The 18,327-nt window shown below is 31.4% G+C and carries 18 protein-coding genes; 16 read left to right on the top strand and 2 right to left on the bottom strand.

Features of this window, described 5'->3' with window-relative positions; all coding sequences use genetic code 11:
• Nucleotides 1-28 precede the first annotated feature (28 nt).
• Nucleotides 29-802, top strand: a complete 774-nt coding sequence (locus VK071_09085) for an ABC transporter ATP-binding protein (GenBank protein ID HLR35456.1) — start codon at nucleotides 29-31, stop codon at nucleotides 800-802.
• Nucleotides 803-1,249: 447 nt separating this feature from the next.
• On the opposite strand, the gene VK071_09090 is transcribed toward VK071_09085, so the two are convergent.
• Both VK071_09090 and VK071_09095 read right to left on the bottom strand, forming a co-directional pair.
• On the bottom strand, nucleotides 1,250-1,525 hold the full coding sequence (locus VK071_09090; protein HLR35457.1) for a hypothetical protein: 276 nt from the start codon (nucleotides 1,523-1,525) through the stop codon (nucleotides 1,250-1,252).
• Nucleotides 1,467-1,691 carry a hypothetical protein gene (locus tag VK071_09095; GenBank protein HLR35458.1) on the bottom strand — a complete coding sequence of 75 codons (225 nt, stop codon included), beginning with the start codon at nucleotides 1,689-1,691 and terminating at the stop codon, nucleotides 1,467-1,469. Before VK071_09095 ends, VK071_09090 begins: the two co-directional genes overlap by 59 nt.
• 331 nt (nucleotides 1,692-2,022) lie before the next feature.
• On the opposite strand from VK071_09095, the gene VK071_09100 reads away from it, so the two are divergent.
• From VK071_09100 to VK071_09170, 15 genes are all read left to right on the top strand, one after another.
• Complete coding sequence (locus tag VK071_09100; GenBank protein HLR35459.1) at nucleotides 2,023-2,160, top strand: hypothetical protein; 138 nt, start codon at nucleotides 2,023-2,025, stop codon at nucleotides 2,158-2,160.
• An 18-nt stretch (nucleotides 2,161-2,178) separates the two neighbouring features.
• Entirely contained in the window at nucleotides 2,179-2,457 is a 279-nt protein-coding gene (locus VK071_09105; GenBank protein HLR35460.1) for a UPF0236 family protein, read from the top strand.
• A 74-nt stretch (nucleotides 2,458-2,531) separates the two neighbouring features.
• Nucleotides 2,532-3,563: a Gfo/Idh/MocA family oxidoreductase gene (locus VK071_09110; GenBank protein HLR35461.1), complete on the top strand. Its 1,032-nt coding sequence runs from the start codon at nucleotides 2,532-2,534 to the stop codon at nucleotides 3,561-3,563.
• Nucleotides 3,564-3,585: 22 nt separating this feature from the next.
• The gene (locus VK071_09115) at nucleotides 3,586-4,578 is read left to right on the top strand and encodes a LacI family DNA-binding transcriptional regulator (GenBank protein HLR35462.1); all 993 of its coding nucleotides are present in this window, start codon (nucleotides 3,586-3,588) and stop codon (nucleotides 4,576-4,578) included.
• Between the two features lie 1,196 nt (nucleotides 4,579-5,774).
• On the top strand, nucleotides 5,775-6,713 hold the full coding sequence (locus VK071_09120; protein ID HLR35463.1) for a substrate-binding domain-containing protein: 939 nt from the start codon (nucleotides 5,775-5,777) through the stop codon (nucleotides 6,711-6,713).
• A gap of 72 nt (nucleotides 6,714-6,785) precedes the next feature.
• Nucleotides 6,786-8,306 carry a sugar ABC transporter ATP-binding protein gene (locus VK071_09125; GenBank protein HLR35464.1) on the top strand — a complete coding sequence of 507 codons (1,521 nt, stop codon included), beginning with the start codon at nucleotides 6,786-6,788 and terminating at the stop codon, nucleotides 8,304-8,306.
• Nucleotides 8,307-8,320: 14 nt separating this feature from the next.
• A complete protein-coding gene (locus VK071_09130; protein ID HLR35465.1) occupies nucleotides 8,321-9,316 on the top strand; it encodes an ABC transporter permease in 996 nt (331 codons plus the stop codon).
• Nucleotides 9,317-9,351: 35 nt separating this feature from the next.
• Entirely contained in the window at nucleotides 9,352-10,344 is a 993-nt protein-coding gene (gene iolC / locus VK071_09135; GenBank protein ID HLR35466.1) for a 5-dehydro-2-deoxygluconokinase, read from the top strand.
• A gap of 19 nt (nucleotides 10,345-10,363) precedes the next feature.
• Entirely contained in the window at nucleotides 10,364-11,194 is an 831-nt protein-coding gene (locus tag VK071_09140) for a class II fructose-bisphosphate aldolase (GenBank protein ID HLR35467.1), read from the top strand.
• An 18-nt stretch (nucleotides 11,195-11,212) separates the two neighbouring features.
• A complete protein-coding gene (gene iolD, locus VK071_09145; GenBank protein HLR35468.1) occupies nucleotides 11,213-13,147 on the top strand; it encodes a 3D-(3,5/4)-trihydroxycyclohexane-1,2-dione acylhydrolase (decyclizing) in 1,935 nt (644 codons plus the stop codon).
• A 17-nt stretch (nucleotides 13,148-13,164) separates the two neighbouring features.
• Nucleotides 13,165-14,064 (top strand): myo-inosose-2 dehydratase, encoded by a 900-nt coding sequence (iolE, locus tag VK071_09150; protein HLR35469.1) that lies wholly within the window; start codon nucleotides 13,165-13,167, stop codon nucleotides 14,062-14,064.
• A 31-nt stretch (nucleotides 14,065-14,095) separates the two neighbouring features.
• The gene (gene iolG / locus VK071_09155) at nucleotides 14,096-15,100 is read left to right on the top strand and encodes an inositol 2-dehydrogenase (GenBank protein HLR35470.1); all 1,005 of its coding nucleotides are present in this window, start codon (nucleotides 14,096-14,098) and stop codon (nucleotides 15,098-15,100) included.
• A 22-nt stretch (nucleotides 15,101-15,122) separates the two neighbouring features.
• Nucleotides 15,123-15,908, top strand: coding sequence for a 5-deoxy-glucuronate isomerase (locus VK071_09160; protein HLR35471.1), 786 nt, complete (start codon nucleotides 15,123-15,125; stop codon nucleotides 15,906-15,908).
• A gap of 36 nt (nucleotides 15,909-15,944) precedes the next feature.
• On the top strand, nucleotides 15,945-17,333 hold the full coding sequence (locus VK071_09165) for an aldehyde dehydrogenase family protein (GenBank protein HLR35472.1): 1,389 nt from the start codon (nucleotides 15,945-15,947) through the stop codon (nucleotides 17,331-17,333).
• A gap of 132 nt (nucleotides 17,334-17,465) precedes the next feature.
• Nucleotides 17,466-18,327 (top strand): carboxyl transferase domain-containing protein (locus VK071_09170; protein HLR35473.1); only part of this gene is annotated, 862 nt, incomplete at its 3' end.

The following is an 18,327-nucleotide window of genomic DNA, read 5'->3' on the forward strand; positions in this document are numbered from 1 at the left end:
AACTTTAAAATAGTTAGGAGAATAATATATGAAGAAAGCAAAGACTTGTCTAAAGGTGGAAAGTTTAAGTAAAGATTTTTTATCTGAAAATGGTAAAGTGGTTAATGCATTAGATGAAACTAATATTGATGTTGAAGAAAATGATTTTGTATGTATTGTTGGACCGTCAGGGTGTGGGAAATCTACACTTTTACGTATTATTGCGGGTTTAGAAAAAGCAACTACAGGTAAAATTTATCACTATGGAAAAGAGCTAAAAGAGCCAACTAGAGATATTGGAATGGTATTTCAGCAATACTCTTTATTGCCATGGAGAACTGTAGAAGAGAATATAGTTCTTGGATTAGAATTTAGAAATAAATCAAAGAAAGTGAAGAGTGAAGTAGCACAAAACTTTTTAGAAATGGTAGATATGGTAGAGTTCAGGAATGCTTATCCTTTTGAATTATCTGGTGGGATGCAGCAAAGAGTAGCTATTGCAAGAGCTTTAGCAAATGATCCCAAAGTAATATTAATGGATGAGCCTTTCGGAGCATTAGATGCTTATACCCGTATATTAATGCAACGAGAGTTACTTAATATATGGGAAAAAAACCGGAAAACAATATTATTTATAACCCATAGTGTTGATGAGGCTATCTATTTAGCGGATAAGATTATGATAATGTCTCGAAGACCTGGGAAAATAAGAGAAGTTATTGATGTTGATATATCGAGACCGCGAGATAGAGCAAATAGTACATATGGTAAGATGGCCAATTATATATTAGAAATACTTGAAAAAGAAACATTTAATGATTAAAACTTGTGTATAAAAGTGTGGACATATACTTTATACACAAGTTTTTATATTTTAGTGATATAGTATTTAGAAAAATCAGGTTTATAAATAGGAAAGGATGCAGATATAAATATATTTGATAAAGATTTTAATATTGAAAAAGTTATTGTAAATGATGATGTTTTATATAATTATATTAGTATTAATACATAGATTTTGGGACAATATTCATTAAATTAGACACTTGAAAGAGCTTCATGTGAAGGTGAAGTAATTGAAACTCCTATATGCTACATGCCTACTTTAATTTTATGGATACTAGTGGTTTAGATATAGATGAAATGTCTACTTTATGTAGATAAGGATTTATGACTTAGAAAAGTTGAATCCATAAAAGAATTCTATAAATTATATGATGGAAAATATCAGAGGATTTGGCAAGAAAACTAGAAGCCCTAGAGTATTGCATTAAAAAAGGAATAAAGATAAAGCCAAAATCATGAGTCCTAAGGGCCCATAATTTTGGCATATTTTATTTATATATTTAATATTTTTTCTTACAGTAAGTTCTTCATTAATTGTAAATTTAAAACCATCGTTACGGATTCTTCTTACTGTTTCTTTTACAAATTTTTCAGCATCCTCTATGGCTTCTTCGTCTACCATAATTCCCTTTTTATTTATTTCATTTTTCCCTAGCATTCCAGCCCCTATAATTAATGGTATCGCCGTAAGTGGTGCCATATTTCCTGCTACTCTTCCTATATAGAAAGAATTTTTCCATACTTTTACCATGTAATTCAGCAGTTGCAGATGCAGTAATTTCCTTTAAGAATTCTTCTAATTCTTCTTTTGTCATAGTAGGTTGAGCAGCCTTTTGTGCCAATGATACAGCTAATGCAAAATCCATCTATCACATAATAATCTGATAGTGTCAAATAGTTGTAGGACAAAAAATATAAAAAAATAATTCCTTGTGTTATGATATATGGGATAAACAAAATACCAACACAAGAAAGGAATTGTTCTTTTGGATATTATTGTACATAGAGTTACAACAAAAATTATTAATGAATTTACAAATAGCTTTAAAACTACATTAGATGAAGGGAGGGATATTTCTATTTAATAATGAATACGAAAAAATGTTGGATGAAGTGGAATAGGAATGATTAAGTTTGCTTTAGAATTAGTTGATACAATGATTATAGAGTCCTCAAGTAGGAAAAAGAACTCATTATGTGCAAAGAAGAAATGATGAGAATACATTAATAACTATTTTTGGTGATGTAAACTATAAAAGAACTTTTATAAAAATAAAAGGGATGGAAGTTATTCGTATTAATCAGCTTAAAAACTCTAGATATTTTACAGGTTAATATAAAAGTAGCGAAGATTTGTTGATAGAAATTGCTGATTATTTAGAAGAAGTATATAATTTTGAAAAAGCAGAGAATATATACTTATCTGGGTATGATGCTAAATGGATTAAGGAAGGGCTTAATTGGATTAATAATAGTAAATATATGTTAGATTATTTTCATCTGGCTAAGTATGTAAAAAAGGCAACAGCTCATTTATCATATACAACACCCATACTCTGGAATTATATAAACAAAAGAGATAAAGAAAGTGTAAAAGATTTATTTGACACTATCAAAAAAGGATATTGTTGACATAGATTTCAAAAAAACATATAATAGAATTGGGCTCAAACGTTTGCTCAGATTAAACTAAGGGAGGTTTCCCTATGGAGAAAATAAAACTTGGGATTATTGGATTAGGTAGATTGGGAAGACTACATGCAGAAAATATTTATTATAAAATTAATAATGCAGAATTAACTGCAATCTGTAGTACGATACAAGAAGAGATTGATATAGTAAAATTAGAAATGAATCCTAAATATGCAGTATTAGATTATAAAGAATTGATCAATATTGATGAGATTGATGGAATTATAATAGCTTCAAACTCAGCTTTTCACTGTGAGATGATTTGTGAAGCGGCTGAAGCAGGTGTAAAAAATATTTTTTGTGAAAAACCTCTTGGCATGACATTGGAGGAAATTGATCTAATAAAAGAAAGAATCAAAAATTATGGAGTAAATATATTTCAAATTGGTTTTAATAGAAGATTTGATAAATCATTAATTAAAATGAAAGAACAAATTGATAAAGGATTTATAGGTAAGCCTATACTTATAAAAATGATAAACAGAGATCCAAGAACTATGGCAGAATATATAATAAAATTTAGCCCAACTAGTGGAGGATTAGTTTTTGATATGTTAACCCATGATTATGATTTAGCAAGATGGCTAATAGATTCAGATGCAGAGACTGTGTTTGGAATGGGAGGTGTCTTTGCTTATGAAGGCTTAAAAGATGTAAATGATATAGATAATTGTACAATTTCTTTAAGGTTTGAAAATGGAGTTATGGGATTAATGGAAACTTCAAGAAATTGTACCTATGGATATCATGTAGAAATCGAAGTCTATGGAACTGAAGGTTCTGTTAGAATGGGTACATTACCAAATAAGGATAGGATTATATCTTTAAATAAAGATGGGGCAAGTATAGAATGCACAGAGTGGTTTTATGAATATTGGGGGCCTACATTTGAAGCTGAGATAAAACATTTCGTGGATTGTATAAAAAGTAACAATCAACCTATAGTGGGTCTGATAGATGGATATAAAGCTGTAGAGTGGGCATTTAAAGCTAAGGAAGCAGTAGATGAGTTTAAAGTTATTAACTTAAAAGAAGAAAAAATATGATATAGATAAGGGGTTAGGGAATATGAGTGTAACTATAAAGGATATTGCAAAATCATTGAATATATCTTATTCATCAGTTTCTAGGGCATTAAATGATAAACCTGGGGTTAGTCAAGAGACAAAAAATAGGGTTATTGAACAAGCTAAAAGAATGGGATATCAGCCTAATGATATGGCAAGAGGGTTAGTTAAAAAGCAATCACATACTATCGGAGTAATAATTCCTGATATTGCAAACTCTTTTTTTGGAGAAGTAACTGAAGGAATAATTGAGGCTGCAAATATAAATGGATATACAATTTTTTTATGTATTACTAATTGGGATATAGATATAGAAAGAAAATATCTTAAAACATTACAAGAAAAACAAGTAGATGGAATAATATTAAAGACTGCAAAAGATAATTATGAATCTAAATATAAAGATATAATTACTGTACCCTATATTATTTTGGAAGGGAGATCTATTTATGACATTAACTTAGTTGAAGTAAATAACAAAAGAGGGGCTTATATAGGTACTAAATATTTATTAGAACGCGGTTATAAAAGTATTGCTTTTGCAGGAGGCTCTAAGGATTCTCATACTAATATGCAAAGAGTAAAGGGATATATTAGTGCTTTAGAGGAAAGTAGTATTAAGGTAGATAAAGATTTAATTTTATTTAATGACTTTACAACCAAAGGTGGTTATGATTTAGCAGAGAAATTATTAAATAATAGAAAAAAAATTGATGCAATATTTGCAGGTAATGATGTTATGGCTTTAGGTGTGTTAGACTATGCTACAAGTCATGGATACAGTATTCCTGATGAATTAGGAGTATTGGGTTTTGATGATATATTTTATGCGGAATTACCTCAAATACAATTGACTACAATATATCAACCTAAATATGAACTTGGGAGATATGCTTTAGAAATTTTATTGCAAGAAATAAAAGATAAAGAAAATGCAATTAACAAACACATTATTTTAGAACCTAGGCTTGTAGTAAGAAATACTACAAAATAATTAGGATTTCTCCATTTTATTAGGCTATTTTCTTTTGATATAATAAGTTTGAAATGAACTAAAATATAAAGGAAAAGGAACTATTTTACTTATGATTAACTATACTAAACGTTCATACTAAATTAAAAGGAAATTATAGAACTTTTTAAAGAAAATTATTAAAGATATCTCAAGATAAAAATTCCAAATTTGTATTTCATATGATATATGGTTTATTAGAAAGTGATTCAGTATTATTAAACAACATACGAAAGACCCTCTAGAAATTTTTCAAGTTTCAATAAGATAAATAAACTTACTGAAAACTATATTGATTCAGTAAGGCGAGTTATTGATGATAGTGTGATTTTTGTATTGATGAATGTGAAATTATTAAAAGAAATAGTAAAGTACCTGGGGATATGTATAATATCCAAGGTAGGAGTACGGGAGAAACAAATGTAATGGTTACAATATTTTAGAAGTTACTTTTCTTATTAGCAAGTATTAAATACCTATTTCAGTATATTCTAACTTTTTTCAATGCTAAAAAAGAATTCAAAAATAAGAATAAAGAAATTTGTGAAGGGTTTGCAATTAGATTAAAGAAAAATAGGAATATTATCTATAAGGGAAAATACATCAGCCAATATTGGCTGATGTATTTTTATAGCAAGCATGTAGCTATTTTTATTTAAGTTTCGAGAAAACTTTAAAAACAAATATTAAAAAATTTAAAATTTTATTAAAGCTTCTATACATGGTACTTATAGAAGAAAAGTTTTCTAAGAAATCTTAATATTAATAAAAAACTGTTGACAAACGTTTTCATAAACACTATAATAATACTCAATAGCTCAAACGTTTGCTAATACTTGCTAAAAGATAATGATAAATATGGGGCAAATTAATATCTATTAGATTTGCTTTAGGGATGACCTACACTTGTATAAATTGCTTCTTAAAGCAGGAAATCCTGGTAAAACCATGGAAGTGCAATTATGCGGAATATATCATTATTTGAAAGTAAGTTCAGAGGATCTTAAAAAAAAGTATAAAAAATGTAAGGAGGGATGAGAAAAGACATATCATTAATATTATTATTTTATAAAGTGTGCAAACGTTGGCAATAAACAGAAAATTCAAGATAGTGTGAAGTATTTTACGGTTTCTAATTAAATGCAATAGATTTTTTATGAAAACTAGGAGGGAAATAAATGAAAAAATATTTATCATTGATATTAATATCTATTTTATTGTTAACTGGTTGTTCTGGTGGTAATGGAAAAGAAAGTGGTGGCAAAGGAGTTAAGATTGGATATGCAATAAATAATATGAATGATACACAACAAACATATATTGTAGATGCTGCTAAGGAAAAAGCAGATGAATTAGATTATAGTATGGATATTCAAGATGCACAGGAAGATGTAATTAAACAGCAAGACCAAGTTAATGCCATGATAGAACAAGGTGTAGATGCATTAATAGTTGTACCAGTTGATACATCAGCTATGGAGCCAATCACTAAAGCTGCAACAGAAGCAGAAATTCCTCTGGTATATGTTAATAGAAATCCATTTGGTGATGGAGAAATTCCAGAGGGAGTTTATTATGTTGGATCCCAGGAAATCACCGCCGGAGAATTCCAAAGTGAATATTTAGTTGAACTAATGGGAGAAGAGGGTGGAGTTGCCATATTAATGGGAATTTTAAGTAATGAAGGTGCTGTAAAAAGAACTGAAGGAAATGAAGGAATATTAGATGAATATTCAAAAATTAAAGTTTTGGCTAAAGAAACAGGTAATTGGCAAAAAGATCAAGGAATGAGTATTACTGAAAACTGGTTGACTGCATATGGTGATGGATTAAATGCAATTTTAGCTAATAATGATGAAATGGCCTTAGGTGCTATAAATGCTTTAGAAGCTGCAGGTAGAGATGACGTTATAGTAATGGGTATTGATGCTATACCAGATGCTGTTAAACTAGTTGAAGATGGTAGGATGGCTGCAACAGTTTTACAAGATTCAGCTGGGCAGGGTGAAGGTGCTATAGAAGTAGTTAATAATGTATTAGAAGGAAATGAACAAGAATCCATTAAATGGTTAGATTTTGTATTAGTAACCCCTGAAAATGTTGCTGATTTTAAATAATATTAGAAATGTTTAAATATATGAGATAAGGTTCTACATCTTATCCCATATAAATTAAAGTGAGGGATGAATATGGCGGAAGAAAAATATATTTTACAGATGAAAAATATAGTAAAAACATTTCCAGGTGTTAAAGCTTTGAAAGGTGTCGATCTAAATGTAAGATACGGAGAAATACATGCCTTATTAGGTGAAAATGGAGCAGGAAAATCCACTTTAATGAAATGTTTAATAGGGATACATCCTAAAACATCCGGTGACATATATTTTGAAAATAAAGTTATAGATAACTTCAATACTGCAGATGCTCTGAAAATGGGTATATCAATGATTCATCAAGAGCTTTCTCCGATAGAACATAGATCCATTATGGAGAATATTTGGTTAGGAAGAGAGCCCAGAACAAAATTAGGATTTATAGATCACAATAAAATGTATGAACAGACAAGGGAAGTTTTGAAAAAAATAGACTTAGATGAGGATCCAAGAACTTTAATGTCAGATTTAACTGTAGCTAAGATTCAAATGATAGAAATTGCAAAAGCTATTTCCTATGATGCAAAGTTAATAATAATGGATGAGCCTACATCTGCTTTAGCGAATAAGGAAATTAAACAATTATTTAAGATTATGCGAAAACTAAAAGAAGAAGGTAAATCAATAATTTATATCTCTCATAAATTAGAGGAGATTACTGAAGTTTGTGACATTGTAACTGTATATAGAGATGGAGAATATATTGGTACAAAACATATTAGTGAAATAGAGATTCCAGATTTAATAAGGATGATGGTTGGAAGAAGTATAGATGAATTATTTCCAAAAGTTGATTGTAATATAGGTGATGTGAAATTAAAGGTAAATAATCTTTGCCTTGAGGATTCATTTGAAGATGTATGTTTTAATGTAAGAAAAGGAGAAATTTTTGGAATTGCAGGACTTGTGGGTTCAGGTAGAACGGAAGTAATTGAAACTTTATTTGGACTTAGGAAAAAAACATCTGGGCAGATAATAATAGATGAACAAGAAGTGGAGATAAATTCTCCAGAAGATGCTAAGGTTAAAAAGATGGCATTGTTAACAGAGGATAGACGTTTAAATGGTATTTTTCCAATGCTAAGTGTTTTCCAAAATATTACTATAGCTAATTTATCTCAATATGAAAATAAGTTTAAATTATTTGATCATAGAACTGCTACTAAAGATGTTGAAGAATATATAGATAGTATAAAAATAAAGACTCCATCAATGCATCAAAGCATGGAAAATCTTAGTGGTGGAAATCAGCAAAAGGTATTAGTAGCAAGATGGTTAATGATCAGTCCTGAAATTTTGATTATGGATGAGCCAACCCGAGGAATTGATGTTGGTGCCAAAGCTGAAATATATAAACTTATAGGTTCCCTTGCAGAACAAGGAAAAAGTGTGATTATGGTGTCTTCAGAATTACCTGAGGTAATGGGCATGAGTGATCGAATAATGGTTATGCATGAAGGAAAAGTATCTGGAATATTTGACAATACAAAGGATTTAACTCAAGAAAAAATTATGTATTATGCAACTGGACAAAGAAGAAAAGATAAAGCTATGTAAGGGGTTGTAGAGAAATGGAAACGAAAATAACTAAAAAAAATAAACTTGCATTAACAAATATAATTAAAAAATACAGTATAGCATTTGTTTTGTTAGGTATGATAATCGTTATATCTATAGTTGAACCAAAGTTTTTAAGTTCTACAAATATTTTCAATGTCTTAACTCAAAGTGCTATCTTTGGGATTATGGCTCTAGGTTTAACACTTATAATTATATCTAAAGGCATAGATTTATCAGCGGGTTCATTGGTGGCTTTGGCAGGTGTCGTAGCTGCAAGTTTAGGACAAGTAGCTGATGCGACGACTAAATTCTTTCCTAATTTAGGAGAATTGTCATTAATAGTGCCAATTTTAGTTTCTTTAGGTATAGGCGCTTTACTTGGAGCTGTTAATGGTAGTTTGATTGCTTTTACTGGAATACCCGCGTTTATAGCTACTCTTGGTATGACAACAATAGCAAGAGGATTAACTCTTATGTATACTAAAGGAAAACCAATAAGTCAACTTACACCAGGATTTACCACCTTAGGAGGTAAAATTGGATTCATGCCAGTACCAGTTTTAATATATGCAATAATGATTTTAATAACATGGGTGTTATTAAATCACACAAGTTTTGGTAAAAATGTATATGCTATAGGTGGCAATATAAAAGCTGCAGAAGTTTCAGGTATTAATGTAAAGAAAAACATTGTATGGATTTATACTTTTGCAGGTCTTATGTATGGTGTTGCAGCCTTAGTATTTGCAGGTCGTGTTGGCGGAGTGCATCCTGGTGCAGCTACTGGATATGAATTAACAGCAATAGCAGCAACAACTATAGGAGGTACAAGTCATTCTGGAGGTATAGGAACTATTGGGGGGGCAGTAATAGGTGCGTTAATATTATCTGTTCTTAGAAATAGTTTAACATTGCTTGGAGTACAAGCTTATTGGCAACAAATAATTGAAGGTGTAATAATAGTGGTTGCAGTTATTATAGATATGAGGAAACATAGAAGAAAATAATAGCATAGGATATCAATTTAAGGAAGGGAGATATTATGAATAATTTAAAATTTAATAAAGATAGAAGTTTAGATTTTGTAGCAATAGGAAGAGCTGCAGTAGATTTAAACCCAAATGAAATTAACATGCCTATGGAAGAATCTATGACATTTACAAAATATTTAGGAGGTTCTCCTGCGAATATTACAGTGGCATTGGCAACATTAGGTATGAAAACTGGATTTATAGGGAGAATTGCTGATGATCCATTAGGAAGATTTGTAGAGAATTATTTACAAAGTAGGAATATAGATACTTCAAATGTAGTAGTAGATAAATCAGGTGCAAAAACTGGGTTAGCATTTTTAGAAGTAAAATCTCCTGAAGATTGCAGTATTACTATGTATCGTGAAGATGCAGTAGATTTAAAAATAGAAGCTAACGACATAAATGAAGAATATATAAAAAATGCAAAGTCATTATTGATTTCTGGAACAGCTTTAGCAGCTAGTCCTTCAAGAGAAGCTGTATTTGCTTGTTTAGAATATGCAAAAAAACACGATACTATGGTATTTTTTGATGTTGACTATAGACCCTATACATGGAAGTCAGTAGAAGAAACTTCTATATACTATAGTTTAGCAGCAGAAAAATGTGATGTAATTATAGGAACCAGAGAAGAATTCGATATGATGGAAATGTTTACAAATTCAGATAATAAAGATGATTTTGTTACGGCAAAAAAATGGTTTGATTATAATGCAAAAGTTGTGGTTATTAAACATGGTAAGGAAGGTTCTATTGCTTATACAAAGGAAGGGGAAGCAATTACAGGGGCAGTATTTCCAGTAACACCTGTTAAGACTTTTGGAGCAGGAGATTCCTATGCAGGAGCATTTATATATGGCCTTATGAACGGGCTTTCTATAGAAGAATCTATGGAATTAGGAGCGGCCTCTGCAGCTATTGTAGTATCAAGTCATAGTTGTTCTGATGCTATGCCAAAGTTAGAGGAAATTAAAAACTTTATAAAAAACTACAATGAATAGTTAGGGATGGGGTGTTTTTATGCTTGTAAATATGAATAGTATGTTAAAACATGCTATAGAAAATAATAAGTCAGTGGCTGCCTTTAATGTATTTGGATATGAAGATGCCAGGGCTGTAATAGATGCCGCTGAAGAATTAAATGCTCCAGTTATATTAATGAATAATAGGGATGCAGTTGATTTTATAGATGTAGAATATTTTGCTGGGTTATTGGGTGAAATGGCTAAGGACTCTAAAGTTCCAGTATGTATTCACCTAGATCATGCTAAGGATTTTGATATTATAGCCAAAGCTATTAAAGCTGGTTATACTTCAGTAATGTATGATGGTTCACAATTGCCTTTGGAAGAGAATATAAAAAACACTAAGGAAGTTGTAAAATTGGCCCATGCATTAGATATAACAGTAGAGGCTGAAATAGGCTCCGTCGCCTATAGTGATAAAAACTTAGGTGTAAAAAGTATATATACAGAGCCAGAAGAGGCAGAGTATTTTGCAAAGGAAACAAATGTAGATGCATTGGCAGTTGCCATAGGTACATTGCATAGAATGAAAGTTCAAGAAGCAGTTATACAATATGATAGACTAGGAAAAATATTGAAACTAATAGATATCCCTGTAGTAATTCATGGTTCTACAGGAGTAAAAGATGAAGATTTAATGAAATTGACAAATTATAATGTAGGTAAAGTGAATATAGGTACTGCCTTAAGAATGGCTTTTGCCAATACTTTAAGGAAGGAAATGGTGGAAAACCCTCAAGTTTTCGATAGAATAAAGTTATTTAAAAAACCTATGAATGAAGTTAAGAAGGCAGCTATGAATAAAATGAAATTATTAGGTTGGTAATTATATAGGAGGGATTATATGAAAACCATTAGACTTACTATGGCACAGGCTTTAGTTAAGTTTTTGAATAATCAATATGTGGAATTTGATGGTGAAGAAAAAAGGTTTGTAAAAGGAATTTTTACAATATTTGGTCATGGTAATGTAGTTGGTTTAGGACAAGCTTTGGAAGAGTATGGGGAGGATTTAATTATTCACCAGGGTAGAAGTGAACAAGGAATGACTCATGCAGCCACTGCTTTTGCAAAACAAAAAAATAGGAAGCAAATTTATGCGTGTACATCATCAGTAGGTCCAGGAGCAGCTAATATGGTAACTGCAGCAGCTACAGCAACCGCAAATAATATTCCTGTATTATTATTACCAGGTGATGTTTTTGCAACAAGACAACCAGATCCAGTATTACAGCAAATAGAGCAATCTCATGATTTAAGCATAAGTACTAATAATGCCTTTAGACCGGTAAGTAAATACTGGGATAGGATTAATAGACCAGAACAATTAATGTCTGCCATGATTAATGCCATGAGAGTATTGACAGATCCTGCAGATACTGGGGCTGTAACTATTTGTTTGCCTCAAGATGTTCAAGGGGAAGCTTATGATTATCCTGAATATTTCTTTGAAAAGAGAGTGCATAGAATAGAAAGACGTATACCTACTAAGGAAGCTTTAAATGATGCAGTAAAGGTAATTAAAAGTAGTAAAAAGCCTTTACTTATATGTGGTGGAGGAGTTAAGTATTCTGAAGGGGCTGAAAGCTTTAAAAAATTTGCTGAGGAATTTAATATTCCTTTTGGAGAGACCCAAGCAGGAAAATCAGCAATAGAATGGGATCACCCGTTGAATTTAGGTGGAATAGGGGTTACTGGAAATTTATCAGCAAATTTAATTGCCAAAGATGCAGATTTAGTCATAGGAGTGGGGACTAAATATACAGATTTTACTACTGGTTCTAAAAATCAGTTTAAAAATGAAAATGTAAAATTTTTAAGTATAAATGTATCTGAGTTCCATGCATATAAATTAGATTCTACAAGGCTTGTTGCTGATGCAAAGTTAGCTTTAAATGAATTGACTAAATTATTAAAAGAGGAAAATTATAAATCTTGTTATAAGGATGAAATAAAAGATGCAAAAAAGAAATGGGATGATGAATTAAATAGATTATTTTCCATTGAATATAAGGATGAAGGGTTTAAGCCAGAAGTTTCTGGACATATTGACCATGTATTACCTGAATTTTATAAGGATACTGGTTCTTGCTTAACTCAAACTAGAGTATTAGGTGAGTTGGATAAATTATTAGCTAATGAAGACATAGTAGTTGGAGCTTCTGGTAGTTTGCCAGGGGATTTACAAAGGGTATGGAGACCCAAAGTGGCTAATACTTATCATATGGAATATGGTTATTCTTGTATGGGCTATGAAATAGCTGCTTCTTTAGGGGCTAAATTAGCTTGTCCAGAAAAAGAAGTTTATGCCATGGTAGGGGATGGAAGCTTCTTAATGCTTCATTCGGAAATGGTAACAAGTATTCAAGAAAATAAAAAAATAAATATATTATTATTTGACAATATGTCCTTTGGTTGTATTAATAATCTACAAATGTCCCAAGGAATAGGTAGCTTGGGAACAGAATTTAGATATAGAAATGAACAGTCTGGGAATTTAGATGGTGGATTAATTGCTATAGACTATGCTAAAGTGGCGGAAGGTTATGGTTTGAAAACATATACTGTAAAAACCATAGAAGATTTAAATAAGGCAATAGAAGATTCTAAAAAACAAAAAGTTTCTACATTAATAGATATAAAAATACTTCCAAAAACCATGACAGATGGATATGAGTCTTGGTGGAGAGTTGGAGTAGCCGAAGTATCAGAGAAAAAATCTGTACAAAATGCCTATAGGGACATGGAGGAAAATACAAATAGGGCACGCAAATACTAGTGTAGAGGATGAAGTTTATGTTAGATAAATCAAAAATAAAATTAGGTATAGCACCAATAGCTTGGACTAATGATGATTTGCCAGAATTAGGGTCAAAAAATACTTTTGAACAATGTGTAAGTGAAATGGCCTTAGCAGGATTTGAAGGTTCTGAAATTGGGAACAAATATCCTAAGGATCCAGAAGTTCTTAAAAAGGCATTGGATTTGCGAGGAATTCAGATTTGTAATGCTTGGTTTAGTACTTTTTTTACCACTAATGATCCAGCAGAAACTATAGAAGGATTCATTAAACATAGGGATTTTCTTTATGAAATGGGAGCTAAAGTAATTGGATGTTCAGAACAAGGCCATAGTATACAAGGTTTAGATAAACCAATATTTGATAATAAACCAATATTTACTGAAGAAGAATGGGAAAAATTAATTGAAGGTTATAATAAATTGGCAGTATTAGCAGAGGAAAAGGAAATGAAATTGGCTTTACATCATCATATGGGAACGGGAATTCAAACAAGTGAAGAAATCCATAGATTTATGAAGGATACAAATAAAAATGTATATTTACTCTTTGATACAGGTCATATATATTTTTCTGAAGGGAAACAAGAGGCTGTAGATAATTTAATAGATAATTATGCCCATAGAATAGCTCATATTCATTTAAAAGATGTAAGACAGAATGTGTATGAAAAATTAATAGAAGAGAAATGGTCTTTTCTTGATGGAATTAAAGCAGGAGTATTTACAGTTCCTGGTGATGGGATTATAGATTTTGACCATGTATTTTTTAAAGTTAAAGACACCGAATATGAAGGTTGGATGGTAGTAGAAGCAGAACAAGATCCAGCTAAGGCTAATCCCCTTGAATATAGTTTAAAAGCTAGGAATTTTATAAGAGAAAAAACATCTTTGTAGTTTTATATATTATTTGAATGGAGATGAACTTATGGACAAAAAAATAAAAATAGGAATTATTGGAGCAGGAAGAATTGGAAGAGTCCACACATTAAGTATAAAAAATTTTATTCCAGAGGTAGAAATAAAAGCAATTTCAGATATAGATTTTTCTGCAGCTAAAGAATGGGCAGAAGAACAGGGAATTCCCCATGCCTATGAAGATTATAAAGATATACTAAAGGATACAGAAATAGATGCAGTCTTAATTTGTTCTTCCACAGATACTCACGCACAAATAGCAATAGAAGCAGCAGAATCAGGAAAACACATATTTTGTGAAAAACCTGTGGATTTAAGTACAGAAAAAGTGGAAGCAGTATTGGAAGCTGTGGATAAGGCTGATGTAAAATTTCAAGTGGGATTCAATAGAAGGTTTGATCATAATTTTGCAAAGGTTAAGGAATTAATTGATTCAGGAGAATTAGGAGATGTGCATATAGTAAAAATTACATCTAGAGATCCAGAGCCACCAAGTCCAGAGTATGCAAAAGTTTCTGGAGGAATGTTTCTAGATATGACCATTCATGATTTTGATATGGCAAGATTTTTAACAGATAGCGAAGTTAAGAAAGTATATGTTGCAGCAAATTGTATGATAGATCCAGCCATCGGAGAAGCTGGAGATGTAGATACAGCAGTAATCACTTTAAAAATGGAAGATGGTTCAATTTGTGTAATAGACAACAGTAGAAAAGCAGCCTATGGATATGATCAAAGGGTAGAAGTATTTGGCTCTAAGGGAAAAGTAGAAGTAGAGAATGATACTCCATCTACTGCCAGTTGGAGTACATCTGAAGGAGTATTTTGTGAGAAACCAAAGTATTTCTTTTTAGAAAGATATATAGATTCTTTTGGCGATGAAATTAAATCTTTTATAGATTCTATAATTAATGACAAAGATACCCTTGTAACTGGAATAGATGGACTGAAACCAATTGAAATAGGACTAGCTGCCAAAAGGTCCCATGAAGAGGGAAAACCAATAGAGCTTTAATCAGTTATTTAGGAGGGACAGTATGTTTGAAAATTTAAATATAGATTTTGGATATAATACTTTAGCTGAAATAGATGGTAAACACAAAAATATGTTGATGGATGTTGGTGTTTATAAATTAAAGAAAGATGAAAATATAGTTTTGAAAGATGAAGAAAAAGAAACAGCAATATTGCTTTTAGATGGTAAAGTTAATATAGAATGGGAAGATAAAAAGGAGACTATGGAAAGAAACTCTGTATTTGATGAGGAACCTTGGTGTTTACATGTACCTAGGAATATAGAAGTTAAAATTACAGCAAAAACTGAATTGGAAGTATTGGTACAAAAAACAGAGAATTCAAGGAAGTTTCAATCTAAACTATATACTCCAGAGGATTGTGGAACTGAAATTTTTGGTGATGATGTATGGGGGAATACAGCTAAAAGAATGGTGAGGACAATATTTGATTATAATAATGCTCCTTATTCAAATCTAGTAATAGGTGAGGTTATAAATACTCCTGGTAAATGGTCTAGTTATATTCCACATCATCATCCGCAGCCAGAAATTTATTTCTATAAATTCACCAAACCACAAGGTTTTGGTGCATGCTTTATAGGTGATGATGTGTTTAAAGTAACTCATAATAGTATGTCAGCAATTCCTGGAGGTTTAACACATCCTCAAGTAACAGCACCAGGTTATGGTATGTATTATTGCTGGATGATTAGGCATTTAGATGGAAATCCATGGACAGATAGAATAAATGAAAAAGAACATGAATGGTTATTAGATCCTGATGTAAAAATTTGGCCAGATAAATAAATTCAATATATTAAATAGAATTGGGGAGTTGATACAATGGCAACATTAGAGGAACAAAAATATGTAGGTGAATTAATTGAGAGAGCAAGAAAAGCTCAAAAGATTGCTGAAGGATATGACCAGGAAAGAGTAGATCATTTAGTAACAGCAATTGTATGGAATATTGTAAAACCAGGAACTATTGAAGAAATTTCAGAACTTGCTGTAGAAGAAACAGAACTTGGAAATTATGAATCTAAATATGGAAAGCTAATGACCAAACTTAAAGGTGCCTTAAGGGATATGAAAGGCAAAAAAAGTATGGGTATTATTGAAAGAGATGAAGAAAAAGGATTAATGAAAATAGCAAAGCCTGTAGGAGTTGTAGGTGCAATAATACCTACTACAAACCCGGAAGCGACACCTGTATTAAAAGCTATAATGGCAATAAAAACTAGAAATGCAGTTGTAATGTCACCACACCCAAGAGCTAAGAAAACAAATACAGTGATAGTTAACATAATTAGAGATGTATTAAAAAAATACGATGCACCAGAAGATTTAGTAATAGGTATAGAAGAACCAACACTAGGTATTACACAAGAACTAATGAAACAATCTGATTTAGTACTAGCAACAGGAGGAGGAGGAATGGTAAAGGCTGCTTATTCATCGGGGACACCAGCTTATGGAGTAGGAGTAGGGAATGCTGTAGTGGTGGTAGATGAAACTGCTGATATTAAAGATGCTGCAAATAAAGTAATGAGATCTAAAACTTTTGACTATGCAACATCTTGTTCTGCAGAAAACTCTTTGGTTATACAAGAAGATATATATGATGAATTAGTAGAAGCATTGAAAGCAGAAGGTGGATATCTAGTAAATGAAGAAGAAAAAGAAAAGCTGCAAAAAGGTATGTGGATAGATGGAGTTTTAAGTAGAGACATAGTAGCTCAACCAGTAGAAAAAATAGCAGAAGTTGCTGGAATAGATTTACCGGAAGGTAGTAAATTTATTATGGTAGAAGAAGACAAGGTAGGAGAAGAATATCCATTCTCTGGAGAAAAATTATCTATGGTAGTTGCACTATATAAATACAAAGAGTTTTCAGAAGCCATAGATAGAGTAAATGAAATTACAGATTATCAAGGGAAAGGTCATTCTTGCGGAATACATTCAATAGATGAAGCTCATATAGAGGAATTTGCATTGAAAACATATACAAGTCGTGTAATGGTAAGACAACCTCAATGTTTATCTAACAGTGGTGCTTGGACAAATGGAATGCCAATGACTCTAAGTCTTGGTTGTGGAATATGGGGAGGAAATATATCTAATGAAAATATAACTTGGAAACACCTATTAAATACAACTTGGGTTTCATATCCAATAGCAGATAATCAGCCTACAGATGAAGAGTTATTTGGAGATGTAATGAACGAATAATTAATTTTCTCTAAATTTAAAAATATAAAATGCCAGTAATCTTGACTATTAGGTATCTATAGATGTTAATCAAGGTTACTGGCATATACCTGTTCAAGTAGAAAGAGAAATGGAATTACAAGGAGGGTCAAAGTGAAGGATAAAATTAATAAACTAATAGAATCCAAGGAGAAAATAAAACTTGGCGGAGGAGAAAAAAGAATCGAAAAACAACACAAATCTGGCAAATTAACAGCTAGAGAAAGAATTAATCTATTATTAGATGAAAATAGTTTTATTGAAATTGATGCCTTTGTAGAACATAGATGTACAAATTTTGGCATGGAAGAAAAAGAGGCCCCATCCGAAGGAGTTGTAACTGGATATGGGACAGTAGATGGAAGATTAGTCTTTGTATATTCCCAAGACTTTACAGTATTAGGTGGTTCCCTTGGCGAAAAACATGCGGATAAAATATGCAAGGTTCAAGAAATGGCGGTGAAAATGGGTGCTCCTATTGTAGGATTTAATGATTCTGGTGGAGCGAGAATACAAGAAGGTGTAGATGCTTTATCAGGTTATGGAAAAATATTTTATAGAAATACAATGGCCTCAGGAGTAGTACCGCAGATATCAGTAATAGTAGGTCCTAGCGCAGGAGGAGCAGTATATTCACCAGCATTAACAGACTTTATCTTCATGGTAGAGAATGTAAGTAGAATGTTCATAACAGGTCCACAAGTAATAAAGACAGTAACTGGTGAAGATGTGTCTCAAGAGGAATTAGGAGGAGCTAAAACCCATAACGGAACTAGTGGAGTAGCTCATTTTATGGATCAAAATGAAGAAGAAGCTATAGAAAGGATTAAAGAACTATTAAGTTATCTACCTTCTAATAACTTAGAAGATTCCCCTAGTGTAGAAAATAATGATGATATAAACAGAATAGAAGAAAGATTAAATGAATTAGTACCAGTAAATCCAAATAAACCTTATGATATGAAAGAAATAATAA

The organism is Tissierellales bacterium (assembly GCA_035301805.1).
Taxonomy (GTDB): Bacteria; Bacillota; Clostridia; order Tissierellales; family DATGTQ01; genus DATGTQ01.